We start from the raw sequence: 16,615 nt of genomic DNA, 5'->3' as shown, positions 1-16,615 counted from the left end.
ATGAAACCATGTAAAATCAAAATCTGCGGCCTCAGCCGCTTCAGTGATATTCTGGCGGTCAACCAGGCGGGGCCGGATTATATCGGCTTTGTATTTGCAAAGAGCAGCCGCCAGGTATCGGCGGATAAGGCGAGGCAGCTTAAGAGCGAGCTGGACACACGGATTAAGGCAGTGGGGGTATTTGTCAATGCGCCGTTGGAGGAGATCCTTTATCTGACAGGCCAGGGAAATGGCCGGGAGCCTGTGATTGACATGATTCAGCTTCACGGTGATGAGGACAGCAGCTATATCAGGAAACTAAAGGACCATACGGACCTGCCGGTCATAAAAGCGTTAAGGGTCAGGGATACGGAGCAGATTCTGAGGGCGCAGGAGCTTCCCTGTGAATATCTGCTTCTGGATACCTATACTGCCAATGCATACGGAGGGGCTGGCGCCGGGTTTGACTGGAGCATGATTCCTGAACTGACAAAGCCGTTTTTCCTGGCAGGAGGGATCAGCACGGATAATCTGGTTCAGGCAGCATCCTGCCAACCGTACTGCATTGATGTGAGCAGCGGCGCTGAGACACAGGGGCGTAAGGACCGGATGAGGATTGCACAGCTGGTGGCCATGGTAAGGACCATCAATGAATATAATGAATGCAAAGGAGCTTAAGACAATGTCAAATGGAAGATTCGGAATCCACGGCGGCCAGTTCATACCGGAAACACTGATGAGCGCCGTGGCAGAGCTGGAAACAGCATATGAACATTACAAAAATGACCCTCAGTTCACGGCAGAGCTTAAATATCTGCTGGAGGAATATACGGGCAGGCCGTCGCGCCTGTATTATGCAGAGAAGATGACAAAAGACCTGGGCGGGGCAAGGATCTACCTGAAAAGGGAGGATTTAAACCACACGGGTTCCCATAAGATAAACAATGCCCTGGGCCAGGTGCTGCTGGCCAAAAAGATGGGAAAGACCAGGGTGATTGCGGAGACCGGAGCAGGGCAGCACGGCGTGGCTACTGCAACCGCGGCAGCCCTTCTGGGACTGGAATGTGAAGTGTTCATGGGCAAGGAGGACACGGACCGCCAGGCCCTTAACGTATACCGTATGGAGCTTCTGGGGGCAAAGGTGCACCCGGTGACAAACGGCACCCAGACATTAAAGGATGCTGTCAATGAAACACTGAGGGAGTGGACCAACCGGATATCCGATACCCACTATGTCATCGGTTCCGTCATGGGTCCTCATCCGTTTCCGATGATGGTCCGGGATTTCCAGAGCGTGATTGGCAGGGAAATCAAGGCGCAGCTGATGGAGAAGGAAGGAAAGCTTCCGGACATGGTGATTGCTTGTGTGGGCGGAGGCAGCAATGCCATGGGGGCATTTTATGAATTCATCGGTGACGAGGGAGTAAAGCTGGTGGGCTGCGAGGCGGCCGGGCTGGGTGTGGGGACGGAGAAGACCGCTGCCACCATCGCAACCGGGAAGCTGGGCATTTTCCATGGGATGAAATCCTACTTCTGCCAGGATGAATATGGGCAGATAGCGCCTGTCTACTCCATATCCGCTGGTTTGGACTATCCGGGAATCGGGCCTGAGCATGCGGCCCTCCATGATAAAGGAAGGGCGCAGTATGTTCCCGTGACAGACGATGAGGCGGTGGATTCATTTGAGTATCTTTCACGGATGGAAGGCATAATCCCGGCAGTGGAAAGCGCACATGCGGTGGCATATGCCAGGAAGGCGGCAAAAACCATGGATAAGGATCAGATTATAGTGATTAATCTTTCGGGCAGGGGAGATAAGGATGTTGCGGCAATTGCAAGATACAAGGGGGTGGAACTCTATGAATAGGATACAGGAAGTGTTTAGGAATAAGAAGGCATTCATACCGTTCATAACAGCAGGCGACCCGGATCTTAAGGTGACCGAGGAACTGGTTGCTGCCATGGCTGAGGCCGGGGCGGACCTGATTGAGCTTGGCATACCGTTTTCCGACCCGGTGGCAGAGGGAATTGTAATCCAGGAAGCGGATATGCGCGCCCTGGCTTCCGGCACCACCACGGATAAGATTTTTGACAGCGTCAGGCGGATACGGCAGAAGACAGATGTGCCGCTGGCGTTCATGACATATATCAACCCTGTTTTTGCCTATGGTGTGGATAAGTTCATGAAAAAAGCCTCGGATTGTGGAATTGATGCCTTGATTGTGCCGGATATGCCTTTCGAGGAGCGGGAGGAGCTGCTTCCTGCCTGTAAAAAATACGGCATGGTCCTGATATACCTGGTGGCCCCCACCTCTAAGGAGCGGGCCCAGGCCATTGCCAGGGAATCAGAAGGGTTCGTGTACTGCGTATCCTCCCTGGGCGTTACCGGTGTCCGCAGCCAGATTACGACCAATATAAAGGAAATGGTGGACACGGTAAAACAGGCAAGGCAAGTGCCCTGCGCAGTAGGGTTTGGAATCTCTACACCGGAGCAGGCCAGGGAAATGGCGGCCCAGTCAGACGGGGTGATTGTGGGAAGCGCGATTGTAAAGATGGTTGCCCAATATGGCAGTGAATGCGTGGAGCCTGTGTGCAGCTATGTACGGCAGATGAAGGCGGCCGTGGGAGGATGAGGTGTCCCAATAAGCAAAAATAAATAAAAATGAACCGATTACCCGGCAGACTCCTCTATATAACAGGTGCACCGATAAAACAGGCAATACTGATAACAGATAAATTGAATAAAAATGATGGAAGGAGGAGATGCATATGGAGCAGTCAGTGACATATCTTGTGCGCAGGATGACGGAAGGCGACAGCCAGGCATTTGACCAGCTTATGGGCTATTATTACCCCAAAGTGCTTCGTATGGCATATCTCATATCCGGAAATCATGCAGACAGCGAGGATATTGTGCAGGAAACCTTTGTGCTGTGCTGGATGAACCGAAAAAAGATAAAAGAACCGGAACGTTTTTCCAGCTGGCTTTACAGGACGCTTACCAGGGAGGCCTGGCGCATATGCAGGAAGAGCCGGAGGGAACAGCCGGTGGAGGAGGTATATGGGGAGGAGGAACCCCAGGTATCCTCGGTTCTGGATGAAGTTCTGGCCCATTATAGGGATGATGAGCTGTACCGGGCCATTAGAAATCTTCCGGTCAAACAGAGGACGGTTGTGGTCTTCTATTATTTTAGCCAGATGTCAACAAAGGAAATTGCAGGTATCATGGGCTGTATGGAGGGAACTGTCAAGTCAAGGCTGTATACGGCCAGGACAAACCTAAAGAGGGAACTGACCAGTCAGCAGGATGCAGGAAAGGAGGCAGCCTTTTGAACAGACAGCAGGGAAACAGGAAAATGGCAGGCTTTGAGGAGCAGATAAGCCATGCCCTTATGAAGCAGGCCGGGTCTTTACAGGTAACTTTTGCAGATGAAGAGAGGATGCGGTGCTCTGTCCACCGGAAAATAGAGGAGGAAACAGGAATGAGGAAATGGAGTCCTAGAAAAATCATGGTGATGGCGGCAGCGGTATGTGTTATAGGAAGCATGACGGCAGTGGCGGCGGGAAAGGTGACGCAAATCAGTTCCCACAGCTCCCATGCAAATGATTTCACATATGATAAGCTTGGAGAGATGGAGGCAAAACTTGGTTTTACCACAAAAGCCCCGGAAACATTTAGCAGCGGTTTTTGTTTTAGCACAGGGGTCCCGGTGGAGCGCAGCGATATGGATGAGGCGTCAAATGTGGTGCAGAAGGGGGAAGAGGTGAACCTGACCTACAAAAAGTCAGGTATGCCGGATATCCATCTTAGCGTAAGCAATATGGAAAACTACGGGGAATCGGGGAATCCTGGCCAGGCCTTTGACCATAATGGGATAACGGTCATGTACAGGGCCGACCAGTACCTTTTCGTACCTCCTGACTACCAGGTATCAGAGGAGGAGCAGGCCAGGGCGGACGCTGGCGAGCTTTTTATCTCCTACGGCACCGACCAGGTAGAGAATCAGGTGATTAAAGGCGTGACATGGACGGATGGGGGGATTTCTTATAGTATGATAACATTTGACAGCTCCCTGACACCGGAAGAGATGGTGCAGATGGCGGGAGAGGTAATTGACAATCAGTAAGTAAATAATAGATGCAGATTAAAGGGTTTGAGGTACTTGATTAGCAGGTGCCTCAAACCCTTTTGACGATAATATCATAGTGTGTTATAGTAGTATTATGATAGACAATTGTGAAATGAATTTGCTGGATATTGTTTTTTCAGAGTGAATGACGTGACAGATGAGTTCATCAAGATTAAAGGATTTTTATATTTCTGAGAGCATAGCGGTTTATAAAAATCAAGGCTTTTGGCGTTTTGCAAACGTCTAGTGTACTGAAACAAATGAGGAGAGCAAATATGAAACTACAAGAATATCTTGACTCGATTAAACTAACAGAAAAACTTAATCCGCTTCCATTTATTCATTCATGCGAAGGATTTTTGGGTGAGGAGATTGTTAAGGAGGATGAGTTAAAGACAACGGTGTGTCCTGTATTCAAAAAAGAACTGCTATATTTTTTTTATGGTAAACCTGCTTATTATGTTGCTGATAAAGAGACAAATAGTAGAACGGATGAATTGTATTGTCCGTGTTGTTTTATCTTAGATGAAACTAAGATTAAAATAAATACAGTATATCCATTTGATTCTGGTGGATTTATGGGAAAGAGGTATCATGATTTCTTTCATGATAGGATGAATATAGATAATTATGCATTAAACACTGACTTAGAGTCCATTCAAAAATTTGTTGATGTTTTTTTTAATGATAATGATAATTATATAAATGGAATATCGAAGACACCAAGTTGTATTAATGATACCTATATAGATTCACTGATTAATTTATTTAATGCAACTGGGTCATTTGCAATTGATGAAAGAGCAAGGACGATAGAGATTATATCAGATGAATCTGTAAAATTAAAGGATACCGTAATTGGTATTGTTGTGCCATATAATTTATATAGAAAAGATTCAGTAAGGGAATTTATCGAGACTAATCATATCGATTTTAGAACCTATTTTTTTAGACCCCTTACAAAGCCATCAGGATATAATCAAGTGGTTTTTGAACGTGCTATTGATTTGTTAAGACAGAAAGGGAAATTATGAAAACATTCTGTGGATTTTTGAATATGTTTGATAATATACCGGATTTTGTAATACCGGTATTTACCAGCGGAAATAATTTTTATTATCAAACATACAATGATAAGGATGACATACAATATTTTAAATTGAAACAGAATCCAAGGCTTTATAATGGCATAGCGCTAAGTATTGTTGGCGGTTTTATATATAATGGAAAAATGCTGAAATCTAACTGTATCAGCAGCATTAAGAATAAAAGAAATCTTCAAAATATTCCGATTTGCGGTATAATGTATTCGGATGAAATTATATGGGGAAAGCTTATAGATTTTTATTACTATGTTAAAGCAAACATGAAAGATAATAGCAATGATTTATTTAGAGAGCAGATAAATGACTTTATAGAGAGTGAACAGTATTATATCTATAACTATCCAAATTTGAATGTGTTAAATTCTATGGGTGAGTTGCATGAATGTGTGGGAGATTATATCTGTCCCGCATATGCACTGAGTGATAAGAAACGGTTTTGTAGTATGATTAAAAAAATTACAGATGAGTATTTAGATTATTGTGATAATAGGGGCATTATAATTGGTCTTGATAATAAACCTAAGTCTCTGGATTATTTTTATAACTATCTGAGAAATTTTAATTGGGAAAGACTTAATCAAAGTGAGATTTCTTATTTATTATTCGTGTTAAATAAATTTAGTACAGATAATAAAAGACATAATGAATATACCGGCATATATGATGTATTAAAAGAAATCTATAAAGATTAAAGTGCTAATTAAATCTTCCAAATTATCAAAAATGACCGCCTGTTTTCTGATGATAGACAGGACGGTCATTTTGTACTTTGCTTATCTGCAGGCTTCCACAAAACTCTTAAATATATTGGCAGCCGCCTGGTCCTTTGGCCACATGTGCTCCGGATGCCACTGCACTCCCAGCAGATAAGGATAATCCGGCATTTCCACGGCCTCTATGATGGTGTCCGGCGCCAGGCCGCTGGCAACAAGGCCGGGGGCCGGTTCCCGCACGGCCTGATGGTGGAAGCTGTTGACCGCGATTTCCATCCTGCCGCCGCATATCCTGGACAGCAGGGTATCCTTAATGATATGCACGTGATGGGAAGGGACAGGATATGCGAAAGGCTGCCTGTGGGCAATGGGGAAACTTTGGTCTGTCTGGCTGGGTATATCCTGGTAGATATCCCCGCCAAGGCCCACATTGATGATCTGTGCGCCGCGGCAGATGCCAAGAATGGGTTTCCTTACATTCATCACAGCCTTTAAAAGGGCCAGTTCCATGGTATCCCTGGGAATGGACGCATTGCCGCAGTTTGCCTGTGTCTCCTCCCCAAACAGGAACGGATGGGGATCCGGCCCGCCGGAAAACAGGAATCCGTCAAACATATGCGCAAACATTTTCAAATCATCGTCCCCGGCCTCTAAGGGGAGGACCACAGGAACGCCCCCGGCTGCCAGGATAGCCCTGAGATAGGTGGGACGCAGGCTGATATCATCATTTTCAGTATTATGGGAAGGGGTAATTCCAATTACTGGTTTTTTAATAATCATTGATTTCCTCCGGATAACTTATGTATTTCTTATTAATAGATTCTATGCGGCGTTCTGCCTTGCGGTGTTTTCCGTAAACTGAAAAAGAGCCCCTTCCCTCAGGAAGAAGCTCTTATGTAACTCAATTAGCCTTCAATAGCTCCGGTTGGGCAGGTAGCTGCACAGGTTCCGCAGTCGATGCAGGTATCAGCGTCGATAACGTACTTTCCGTCTCCCTCAGAAATAGCGCCTACTGGACATTCCCCAGCACAGCTGCCGCAGCTTACACAAGCGTCGTTAATTACATATGCCATGATTAAGTACCTCCTTAGATTTGTCTACATTGTTATTTTATTTTATACTATAAAGTGTAATTATTCAAGAGGAAAATGCTGCCTCCATGTGCTAATATTGTATAAATTCAAGAGCAATCAAACAGACCCTGGTACAATACGCCGGGGGGCACTAGGAACGGCCCGCGTCCGTTAAGGCAGCACGGGCATCCCGCATTCCCTTAAGGATGACCTTCCGGCATTCCGCTGCTTTGCCGGCCTCCATGGGAGCCACATCCTCAAGGGCGTAAGGGATTCCCAGTTCGTGGTATTTTGCCTTACCCATATCGTGGTAGGGAAGTACGTCCAGGGCCTTTATGTTCTTAAGGGTCCCCAGATATCTCCCAAGCCGGTACAGGTATGTTTCATTGTCCGTGATCCCGGGCACCGCCACATGACGGATCCACACCGGTATTTTTTTCTGTTCCAGGTATCTGGCAAAGGCCAGTATATTGTCCTGAGGCTGCGCGCACAGCTTTATATGCTCTTCAGGGTCAATATGCTTGATATCAAGCATTACCAGGTCGGTGACGGCCATGAGACGGTCAAACATGGCCATGACTCCTTCGGAAGAAGGGTTAAACGTAATGCCCGAGGTGTCCAGGCAGGTATGGATTTTCCTGGCCCTGGCCGCCTCAAAAAGTTCGGTAACAAAGGGTATCTGCATCAATGGCTCGCCGCCGCTGACCGTGATGCCGCCTTTTTTATAAAATGGGCGGGCCTGTTCAAACTGCGCCAGGATTTCTTCCACAGTCATAGGTTTTCCCCCTTTGGGATCCCATGTATCGGGATTGTGGCAGTAAATACATCTCATGGGGCAGCCGCTTAAGAAAATGACCATGCGGATGCCGGGTCCGTCAACCGTGCCAAAACTTTCTACCGAATGTACACGCCCTATCATGTGCAGCCCTCCTCTCGTATCTTTACTTTACCACAATCCCATGGATTTAGATGGCTCCGTGGAAGGTCCTGGAAATGACCTCATCCTGCTGCTGTTTTGTGAGTTTATTAAAGTTTACCGCGTAGCCTGATACCCGGACTGTTAACTGAGGATATTTCTCAGGATGGGCCTGGGCGTCCAAAAGGGTTTCCTTGCTGAATACATTTACATTAAGATGGTGTCCGCCTTCCTGGGCATAGCCGTCCAGCAGTGCCACCAGGTTATCAATCTGGGATTCGCTTGCTTTTACCATAATATTGTCCTCGCTTTCTTGATGTCATTTACATTGTTATCAGTTTATGATTGTCACACGCCCATGATGGCCATCTGCCCATGACTGTTATCTGCCCGCGTTTGCCAACGTCTCATGATTCCTCAATGTCGGCTTCCGTGTCCAGGCCGCCGAACAGGTTGCCGCCCACTTCGCAGCCGCCGCAGCCGGACAGTTCCACTTCCAGGTCCCCCATGAACACCTGGTCGTCCTTGCCAAGGGCGCCCGGTATGATGGAGAAAGTATTGGAGATACCGTCCTGGGCATCCCTGAAGGGAAGCTTGGCAACAGAGGCAAGGGAGGCGATTGCGCCGTGGCTGTCCCTGTGGTGCATCGGGTTTGCGCCGGGGGCAAACGGTTGTCCGCCCTTACGTCCGTCCGGTGTGGAGCCGGTATTCTGGCCATACACCACGTTGGAGGTGATGGTAAGGATGGAGGTGGTGGGGATTCCGCCCCGGTAGGTATGGTTGCCCTTGATGAAACTCATGAAGGTGTGTACCAGGTCAGCTGCCAGCTGGTCCACGCGGTCATCGTTATTTCCATATTTAGGGAAATCTCCCTCTACAATATAGTCTGTCACAATACCCTTCTCATTGCGCACGGTCTTAACCTTTGCGTACTTGATGGCGGACAGGGAGTCAGCCACAACGGAAAGTCCGGCAATACCGGTTGCAAACCATCTGGTCACCTTTTTATCATGAAGGGCCATCTGAAGTCTTTCATAGCTGTATTTGTCGTGGTTGTAGTGGATGATGTTAAGGGCGTTGACATATACCTTTGCAAGCCATTTCATCATGTCCTTATATTTATCCATGACCTCGTCGTAATCCAGGTATTCAGAAGTGATGGGGCGGTATTTGGGTCCTACCTGTTTGCCGGAAATCTCGTCCACGCCGCCATTGATGGCGTATAACAGGCACTTTGCCAGGTTGGCCCTTGCGCCGAAGAACTGCATTTCCTTGCCCAGCCTCATGCTGGATACGCAGCAGGCAATGGCATAGTCGTCCCCGTGGGTTACCCGCATCAGGTCATCGTTCTCATACTGGATGGAGGAGGACTCAATGGAGGTTTTTGCGCAGAACCGTTTAAAGTTCTCAGGCAGTCTGGTGGACCAGAGCACGGTCAGGTTCGGCTCAGGCGCAGTGCCCAGGTTCTTGAGGGTGTGTAGGTAACGGTAGGACATCTTGGTCACCATATGGCGTCCGTCAATGCCGATTCCGCCGATGGACTCCGTAACCCATGTGGGATCGCCGGAGAACAGGTCATTGTATTCAGGTGTCCTTGCAAACTTCACAAGGCGCAGCTTCATGATGAAATGGTCCACGAACTCCTGAATCTGGGATTCGGTGTATCTGCCCTCACGTAAGTCACGCTCCGCGTAAATGTCAATAAAGGTGGAGGTGCGGCCAAGGGACATGGCAGCGCCGTTCTGTTCCTTTACAGCTGCCAGGTATCCGAAATAGGTCCACTGGATTGCTTCCTTTACATCTGCCGCGGGCCTGGAAATGTCAAAACCGTAAATCTTTCCCAAGGTCTTTAAATCCTCCAGCGCACGGATCTGCTCGGACAGCTCTTCCCGCTCCCGGATGACATCGGAGTACATGATGGTGCGGGTGGAATCCTTTTCTTCCTTCTTTTCCTGAATCAGGGCATCCACGCCGTAAAGGGCAATACGGCGGTAATCGCCGATGATGCGGCCCCGTCCATAAGCATCGGGGAGGCCGGTTATGATATGGCTGGACCGGCATGCACGCATCTCATCCGTATATGCATCAAACACACCTGCATTGTGGGTCTTCCTATGTTTTGTGAAGAATTCCACTATTTCAGGGTCTACCTCATAGCCGTTGTCCTGGCACGCCTTTACAGCCATGCGGATGCCGCCGTAAGGCTGAAGGGAACGCTTAAAAGGCTTATCGGTCTGGAAGCCCACTATGGTTTCCTTTTCCTTATTTAAATATCCCGGGCCATGGGAAGTGATGGTGGATATGATTTTTGTATCCATATCCAGGACGCCGCCGGCTTCCAGTTCCTTCTTCGTAAGCTCCATGACCTGGTCCCAAAGCTCGGTGGTGTTCTGGGTAGGCCCTTCCAGGAATCCGTCATTGCCGTCATAGGGGGTATAGTTTTTCTGTATAAAATCGCGGACATTAATTTCCCGCTGCCATACACCGCCGTTAAAAGTGTTCCATTCTGTTCTCATAGACTTTTCCTCCTGTGGAATGCGTGTGCTGATAGTATCATAGTAGAATTATTATTAGCCATATGAATGACAGCCATACTGCTCAGAAATATTTACCGATTCTTCCGGCACCCATAGTGTACTAAAAATAAATGGTTTATGCTGTTGCTTTTGCAACATTTATTATAAGATGTACATTGTATACACGTCAATAGGTTTTAATGATAATATTTTTTAACAATCCTTGATAATTCTGGTTAATATGAAGAAAATGTAAGTGGATCCAGGGCTTGTCAAAAACACGAAATCGTATTATGATGATTAAAGCACTGGTATCCGTTATTATGGGAATACTAAAAGCAGAAATATAAGGAGGTACAATAGTCATGACAATTGATAAGAGCATGCTGATTGGCGAACTGATACAGATGGACGAGCTGGTTGCACCTATGCTGATGCGTGCAGGAATGCACTGCCTTGGTTGTCCTGCTTCCCAGGGCGAGTCCCTGGAAGAAGCCTGCATGGTTCACGGAATTGACTGTGATGAGCTGGTTGCAGGGATGAACGAAGTCCTGGCCAGCAGATAAGGTTTATTTGGCATTAACCGGATTGTGGATGAAATGGCGTCTGCCGTATCTAGTGCTTAATTCGGCCATGTTTGAAAATTGCTTTCTGCCAGATGGCAGGAATGCGTTTTCAAACAGGCCCTAAGGGATGCGGCAGACGTTTTTTCTGTTTATTTTTCTGTTTAAATTATGAAATATGGTGTCATTTCTGTATTGACAAAGGGGGCGGCAAATAGTAATATATTAGTATACTAAAATATTTAATACTGCATGTCACTGCAGGACCATTTAAAACCTATGAAACAATTAAGGAGGACAAGGATTATGGATATGACATTGCGTTGGTTTGGTGAAGGGGTTGACTCAGTTTCCCTGGAGCAGATCCGCCAGATTCCCGGTGTAAAGGGCGTCATCACCACACTGTACGACATCCCGGCCGGCGAGGCATGGCCCATGGAGCGTATTCTTCAGATGAAGGAGTACGTGGAATCCAAAGGCTTAAAGGTAATGGGAATCGAGAGTGTGAACATCCACGACGCCATCAAGGTGGGCGCGCCTGAAAGGGAGCAGTACATTGCCAATTATATTACAACGCTGGAGCGCCTGGGACAGGCAGATATCCATATTGTCTGCTATAACTTCATGCCTGTATTTGACTGGACCCGTTCCGACCTTGCAAAGGTACGCCCGGACGGTTCCACGGTCCTGGCCTATGACCAGAAGGAGATTGACCGGATTGATCCTGAGAACATGTTTGAATCCATGGGTGAGAAGTCCAATGGCTTTGAACTTCCGGGATGGGAGCCTGAGCGCATGGCCAGGATTAAGGAATTATTTGAAATGTACAGGGATGTGGATGCTGACAGGCTGTTTGACAACCTGGTGTATTTCTTAAAGGCAATCCAGCCCGTATGTGAGAAATACGATATCAGGATGGCAATCCATCCGGACGATCCGGCATGGCCCGTATTCGGACTGGCAAGGATCATGACCGGTAAGGAGCAGCTGTTAAAGCTTATGAAGGCAGTGGACGCGCCCTTTAACGGCGTTACCCTGTGCACCGGTTCCCTGGGAAGCAATCCGGAAAATGATATCCCCGACATCATCCGTTCCCTTAAAGGAAGGATTCCATTTGCCCATGTGCGCAATCTGCAGTACAATGCGCCTGGGGATTTCCAGGAAGCAGCCCATCTGTCAGCGGACGGCAGCATGGACATGTATGAAATCATGAAAGCGCTCCACGATATCGGATTTGGCGGAATCATGCGTCCTGACCACGGCAGGGCTATATGGGGCGAGGTATCCATGCCGGGATACGGTCTTTATGACAGGGCCCTTGGGGCATGTTACCTGAACGGGCTCTGGGAGGCCATTGAAAAGCAGGATAGATAACCCCGCATCCTTATTTTTCAGACACGTTCTAAAAACAGGAGACTGTACCCATGAAGATAGAAGAAAAGAAATCAGGCGAGACCGCAAGGGAATATGCCTACCATACCATCCGTGACAATATTATCTCCCTGGAACTGGAACCCGGGGCCCCCTTTAATGATATTGAGGTGTCACAGCAGATTGGAATCAGCCGTACACCCGTGCGCGAGGCGGTCATCCAGCTCAGCGAGGAATCCCGCATCATCCAGATATTTCCCCAGAGGGGTATGCGCATTGCCCTGATTGATGTGGAGCTGGTGGAAGAGGCAAGGTTCCTGCGCCTGCTTTTGGAAAAGGCAGCCGTGGAGCTGGTATGCGGCATGGCATGTGAGGACGACCTTAATTGGCTGGACGAGAATATCCGGCTTCAGGAGTTCTATCTGGAAGGCGGTTCTCCTGAAAAGCTGCTGGAACTGGACAATGAGATGCACAAAAAGCTTTTTTCCATATGCAGGAAGGAGCTTACCTACAACATGTGCCAGCGCCTGGCCATCCACTATGACAGGATACGGAGCCTTTCCGTGACAACGGTCAAGGATTACAAGATTATCGGGGAGCACCGGGAACTTCTCGATGCAATCCGGTCAAAGGATACGAAGCGGGCAGTGGAAACCATGGACAGGCATCTGAATAACTGGATGCTGAATGAGAAGCTGTTCAGGGAGCAGTATCCCCAGTATTTTAAATAATGGTGCAATCAGCAATAAAGAAATCCCCCTATGGCAGGATATCCGCCATGGGGGGATTTGTTTTATACACGGGTCATCAGATCTTAGCCAGGTTCTGCAGCGCACGGTTCTCAATCATCACTTCATAATGTTCTTTAAAATAAGCCTCGCTGGCAGATTCATGGGGAAGCTTTGCAGCATATTCCGCCAGGATATTGCACACCCTTGAAAAGTCCAGGTCCTCGCAGTCCTGGCGCTTGACAATCAGATAGTACTGGCGGGTATCCGGTTTTTTATAAAGGGTATTGACACCATTATAGATGCCGTCAACCGCCCTGGCGGCTTCACTGATCCGGTCCAGGCTGCCGAAACGGAATATACGGGCGCTGCTGACAGCACCCTTTTTCTTCTTGGCATTGTCCGGTCCCTGGACGGCGGAGTCCGTGTTATTCTGTGCCTCCTCCACTGTATCCGGTTCCAGATAATTAAGGGGATTCTCAGCGCCTTCCAGGAATTCACTGGCCAGCTGGGACAGCAGCGGGTTCTGGTTATCCTCTGTAAACGGCGAGAACTTGGCAAAGCGTGTATCCAGCTCCTCCGGATCCTCTATCTTGGTAATCACCAGCATGATGCTTTCGCTGGACAGGGGGATGGCTTCCACCATAAGGGGAATGTCCTCCGCCTCAAACCCAACCTCGTTGGATGCCTTCTGGATCATCTCCCGGAACAGCTTCCTGGCCTTCTCCGTGCCATAGGCAAGTTCTACAAGGTTAATGTTGCGCACACTTAAGTCAAAACTGGTCAGAGTGCAGCGGATCTGATTATCATTAATGCGTTCTATCTTCATAGGATCACTTCCTGTTCTATATCAACTGTGGTTTGTCTACTTGCGTCTGTAGCGATAGATAGACTTCTACACTTTAAATATACTACATTACATGGGAAAATATCAATTACTCTTTTAAATTTTAAGAAAAATTTTTGGAAAAAATACTTAGGAATAAGATAGAGGATATATCGACCATAGACGAATGACAGAAAATGGGTTAAAATCATGGGGTGAGATGAATCTGTGACAAAGGAGGGAAGGAAAAGGAATAGGATATTGTTTGGCAAATACCGCCTGCTGCATAGACTTGGATCTGGGCGGTCGGGAACGGTCTGGCTGGCAGTCCATCTGGGCCTGGAAGAATACAGGGCAATCAAGTGCGTATCCAGGAAGTGTGCGGATTATGAGACCTTCCGCCGGGAGGCATTGATCCTGAAGGAACTGCAGCATCCGGGAATCCCACAGATTTATGACCTGGAAGAAGATTCTGAATATTTTTATTTAATCGAGGAATTCCTGCAGGGGAATTCTCTTTACACCCTGGTTAAACATCAGGGCGCTCTTCAAGAGGCAGATGCGGTCCGTTATGGGATGCAGATCTGCGGACTTGTGGAATATATGCACTCTGCATATAAATTACCCATATTATACTTAGATTTACAACCGAACAATCTGATTATCTGTGACGGCGCGGTAAAACTGATTGATTTTGACCATGCTGCGCGTTTTCCGGATGCCAACCAGGAACGGTTAAGGTACGGCACGGCGGGATGCGCTGCCCCTGAGCAATATTCTTCTGACCATATATTGGATCAAAGGACTGATATTTATGCCATTGGTGCGGTCCTCCGTTTCATGTTATGCGGAACCCTGAAGCAGGAGGCAGGTATTTCCGGGTCCATATCAGGACCGCTGCAGCGGATAATCAGAAAGTGTATGGATCCTGACATGGACAAGCGGTACGGTTCTGCCAAGGAAGCAGAGGCCGCACTGCGTATGCTTTGTGTCAGGGAAACGGCTGGGAATCAGGAAGGAATACCAGACTCATCTCTCATTATATATCTGGCAGGAATGAGACCAGGGGCAGGAGTGACCCATCTGGCATTTGGGCTGCTGCATTTCCTTACAAAACAGGGATGGAGCCCATTGTATGAAGAGCATAACCATTCCCGGGCAGTCCGGGAGCTTTCTGCCCACGAAAGTGCACGCCCGGATGAAAAGGGTATTTATACCATTAAAGGCAGCCGTATGAAACCATGGTACGGACCCGCGGTCCGGTTGGACAGGCCTTTGGGATACCGCGTCATCCTCAGGGATTACGGAACAGACTGGAACCAGCTTGCAAAGGACGCGGCGGACGGAAGGGGAGTACTGATTGCCGTGGCCGCGGCCAGTCCTTGGGAAAGCTGTTTTATGGATCCCATGGTTTCCTTCATACAAACTGTCTGGAACCGGGATAAGAACCGGAAAACAGTGGTTGTGTTCCGCCACACCCAGGGCGGATATTGGAAATGGCCCCTTAAGGACAGGCGCCTGCATCATTCCAGGCAGTCATTGGATTGGGACAGGCTGCTGAAGCAGGCCATGGTGTTTGCTTCGCCGGAATATAATAATCCTTTTATGCAGCAGAAGGAAACGGAAACATTTCTCAGGTCATTATGGAAGGTTGTGTCCGGCGGCAGGCCAGGGAAGGCAGGAAAAAGCTGGACAGACGCATGGAAAAAAATAAAAGAAGCCTTTTTAAACGCAGGAACGGCCCCGCAGGAAGATGCAGGGTCACAGGTATTGCCGGAGCAGGGCGCGGGACAGGGGTAACCCATCTTAGTGTACTGATGGCTAATTATCTGGCCAGCTCCCTGCAGCACAGGACAGCTGTCCTGGATTGGAGCGGTCATGGGGACCTTATGTCCATGGCCTGCGCGTCAGGGAGGAAGAATGAAAAAAACGCAGATGCTGCGGTGTACGGATTCAGGATTCTCGGGGTGACATATTATACCCAGGGATCGTCAGACACCCTGGCCCGGTGCATGGAAGGCGGTTTTGAAGACATCATCATTGATTTTGGGGAGATGAGGCCTTCCATACGGAATGAGTGGCTCAGGAGTACGGTTAAAATCATGGCAGCGTCACTTAGCGAGTGGAAATTAGAGGCATTTATGGAACTTTTAACAGGGGAAGAAGAGTGCGGTGCAGGGTGGATATATACGGCTGCCTTTGGCAGTGAGGACACCAGAAGGGAAATCGAAAGGCAGTTCGGCATTCCCCTCAGAAGGGTTCCTCTTTCAGTGGATGCCTTTTCCGTGGACTACAGGACAATGAAGTGGTTTGAGGGAATTCTGTAAAGATAAAGAAGCAGGCCGTTAAGCATGGGATATGTCACGAACAGCCTCCTGAAATAACGGCCTGTCTTTTAAATGCAGCTGGTGGAGGGTATTTTATGGTTGGAAATATAGAATATGCGGACCGCAGGGAACATCAGAAGGTCTATCTGGATGGATTAAGGCGGTATAAAAACAAAGGGGTCCGTATACTGATTGATGGAAGAGAATGCCCTGAGACAGAATGGGAACGCATATTTGAGATGGGGGAAGACGGCGGTTTCTATATGGGTGACTACATAGGGGCCGAACAGGGATGCCTGAAAGAAATACGGTTTGATAAAGTATATCTTTGTGACCCTCCCCAAAAGAAAAAAGGTAATTAACATGA

Annotated in this window: 19 protein-coding genes; 13 read left to right on the top strand and 6 right to left on the bottom strand. The window is 48.1% G+C overall.

Translation table 11 applies throughout. From position 1 onward, the window contains the following. From DWX59_RS22050 to DWX59_RS22020, 7 genes are all read left to right on the top strand, one after another. On the top strand, nt 1-657 hold the full coding sequence (locus tag DWX59_RS22050; RefSeq protein WP_117561472.1) for a phosphoribosylanthranilate isomerase: 657 nt from the start codon (nt 1-3) through the stop codon (nt 655-657). Between the two features lie 4 nt (nt 658-661). Beyond that, nucleotides 662-1,846 carry a tryptophan synthase subunit beta gene (gene trpB / locus DWX59_RS22045; protein WP_117561469.1) on the top strand — a complete coding sequence of 395 codons (1,185 nt, stop codon included), beginning with the start codon at nt 662-664 and terminating at the stop codon, nt 1,844-1,846. Continuing rightward, nucleotides 1,839-2,612: a tryptophan synthase subunit alpha gene (gene trpA, locus DWX59_RS22040; RefSeq protein ID WP_117561467.1), complete on the top strand. Its 774-nt coding sequence runs from the start codon at nt 1,839-1,841 to the stop codon at nt 2,610-2,612. The genes trpB and trpA overlap by 8 nt, the downstream gene beginning before the upstream one ends. Nucleotides 2,613-2,748: 136 nt before the next feature. Next, nucleotides 2,749-3,312 carry an RNA polymerase sigma factor gene (locus tag DWX59_RS22035; protein WP_117561465.1) on the top strand — a complete coding sequence of 188 codons (564 nt, stop codon included), beginning with the start codon at nt 2,749-2,751 and terminating at the stop codon, nt 3,310-3,312. Beyond that, nucleotides 3,309-4,106, top strand: a complete 798-nt coding sequence (locus tag DWX59_RS22030) for a hypothetical protein (protein ID WP_227116917.1) — start codon at nt 3,309-3,311, stop codon at nt 4,104-4,106. The genes DWX59_RS22035 and DWX59_RS22030 overlap by 4 nt, the downstream gene beginning before the upstream one ends. A 278-nt stretch (nt 4,107-4,384) precedes the next feature. Beyond that, a complete protein-coding gene (locus DWX59_RS22025; RefSeq protein ID WP_117561462.1) occupies nt 4,385-5,143 on the top strand; it encodes a hypothetical protein in 759 nt (252 codons plus the stop codon). 23 nt (nt 5,144-5,166) lie between these two features. After that, nucleotides 5,167-5,907, top strand: coding sequence for a hypothetical protein (locus DWX59_RS22020; protein WP_147325848.1), 741 nt, complete (start codon nt 5,167-5,169; stop codon nt 5,905-5,907). 81 nt (nt 5,908-5,988) lie between these two features. Here DWX59_RS22020 and DWX59_RS22015 read toward each other — a convergent pair whose 3' ends face one another. The 5 genes from DWX59_RS22015 to pflB all read right to left on the bottom strand — a co-directional run bounded on the left by DWX59_RS22015 (nt 5,989) and on the right by pflB (nt 10,433). Continuing rightward, on the bottom strand, nt 5,989-6,702 hold the full coding sequence (locus DWX59_RS22015; RefSeq protein ID WP_117561698.1) for a gamma-glutamyl-gamma-aminobutyrate hydrolase family protein: 714 nt from the start codon (nt 6,700-6,702) through the stop codon (nt 5,989-5,991). A 131-nt stretch (nt 6,703-6,833) separates the two neighbouring features. Then, nucleotides 6,834-7,001 carry a 4Fe-4S ferredoxin gene (locus tag DWX59_RS22010; RefSeq protein ID WP_117561457.1) on the bottom strand — a complete coding sequence of 56 codons (168 nt, stop codon included), beginning with the start codon at nt 6,999-7,001 and terminating at the stop codon, nt 6,834-6,836. Between the two features lie 151 nt (nt 7,002-7,152). After that, nucleotides 7,153-7,920, bottom strand: coding sequence for a pyruvate formate-lyase-activating protein (gene pflA / locus DWX59_RS22005; protein WP_117561454.1), 768 nt, complete (start codon nt 7,918-7,920; stop codon nt 7,153-7,155). Nucleotides 7,921-7,966: 46 nt separating this feature from the next. Continuing rightward, the gene (gene grcA3 / locus DWX59_RS22000) at nt 7,967-8,212 is read right to left on the bottom strand and encodes an autonomous glycyl radical cofactor GrcA3 (protein WP_008720332.1); all 246 of its coding nucleotides are present in this window, start codon (nt 8,210-8,212) and stop codon (nt 7,967-7,969) included. Nucleotides 8,213-8,324: 112 nt separating this feature from the next. Further along, nucleotides 8,325-10,433, bottom strand: a complete 2,109-nt coding sequence (pflB, locus tag DWX59_RS21995) for a formate C-acetyltransferase (protein WP_117561452.1) — start codon at nt 10,431-10,433, stop codon at nt 8,325-8,327. Nucleotides 10,434-10,798: 365 nt separating this feature from the next. On the opposite strand from pflB, the gene DWX59_RS21990 reads away from it, so the two are divergent. The 3 genes from DWX59_RS21990 to DWX59_RS21980 all read left to right on the top strand — a co-directional run bounded on the left by DWX59_RS21990 (nt 10,799) and on the right by DWX59_RS21980 (nt 13,098). Beyond that, complete coding sequence (locus DWX59_RS21990) at nt 10,799-10,999, top strand: DUF1858 domain-containing protein (RefSeq protein ID WP_117561449.1); 201 nt, start codon at nt 10,799-10,801, stop codon at nt 10,997-10,999. Nucleotides 11,000-11,302: 303 nt separating this feature from the next. Beyond that, nucleotides 11,303-12,370, top strand: coding sequence for a mannonate dehydratase (gene uxuA, locus DWX59_RS21985; RefSeq protein WP_117561447.1), 1,068 nt, complete (start codon nt 11,303-11,305; stop codon nt 12,368-12,370). A 50-nt stretch (nt 12,371-12,420) separates the two neighbouring features. Continuing rightward, nucleotides 12,421-13,098, top strand: a complete 678-nt coding sequence (locus DWX59_RS21980) for a GntR family transcriptional regulator (RefSeq protein ID WP_117561444.1) — start codon at nt 12,421-12,423, stop codon at nt 13,096-13,098. Nucleotides 13,099-13,174: 76 nt separating this feature from the next. On the opposite strand, the gene DWX59_RS21975 is transcribed toward DWX59_RS21980, so the two are convergent. Then, the gene (locus DWX59_RS21975; protein WP_117561442.1) at nt 13,175-13,924 is read right to left on the bottom strand and encodes an adaptor protein MecA; all 750 of its coding nucleotides are present in this window, start codon (nt 13,922-13,924) and stop codon (nt 13,175-13,177) included. Between the two features lie 225 nt (nt 13,925-14,149). Here DWX59_RS21975 and DWX59_RS21970 point away from each other — a divergent pair, with 225 nt between their 5' ends. The 3 genes from DWX59_RS21970 (at nt 14,150) to DWX59_RS21960 (ending at nt 16,610) form a co-directional block, all read left to right on the top strand. Beyond that, complete coding sequence (locus DWX59_RS21970; RefSeq protein ID WP_117561440.1) at nt 14,150-15,721, top strand: serine/threonine protein kinase; 1,572 nt, start codon at nt 14,150-14,152, stop codon at nt 15,719-15,721. Beyond that, nucleotides 15,622-16,248, top strand: a complete 627-nt coding sequence (locus tag DWX59_RS21965; protein WP_235845134.1) for a hypothetical protein — start codon at nt 15,622-15,624, stop codon at nt 16,246-16,248. Before DWX59_RS21970 ends, DWX59_RS21965 begins: the two co-directional genes overlap by 100 nt. Before the next feature lie 95 nt (nt 16,249-16,343). Then, entirely contained in the window at nt 16,344-16,610 is a 267-nt protein-coding gene (locus DWX59_RS21960) for a hypothetical protein (protein WP_117561436.1), read from the top strand. Nucleotides 16,611-16,615 lie beyond the last annotated feature (5 nt).

Source organism: Enterocloster aldenensis (assembly GCF_003434055.1).
Classification (GTDB): domain Bacteria; phylum Bacillota; class Clostridia; order Lachnospirales; family Lachnospiraceae; genus Enterocloster; species Enterocloster aldenensis.
This window is presented reverse-complemented; position numbering and strand designations above follow the sequence as displayed.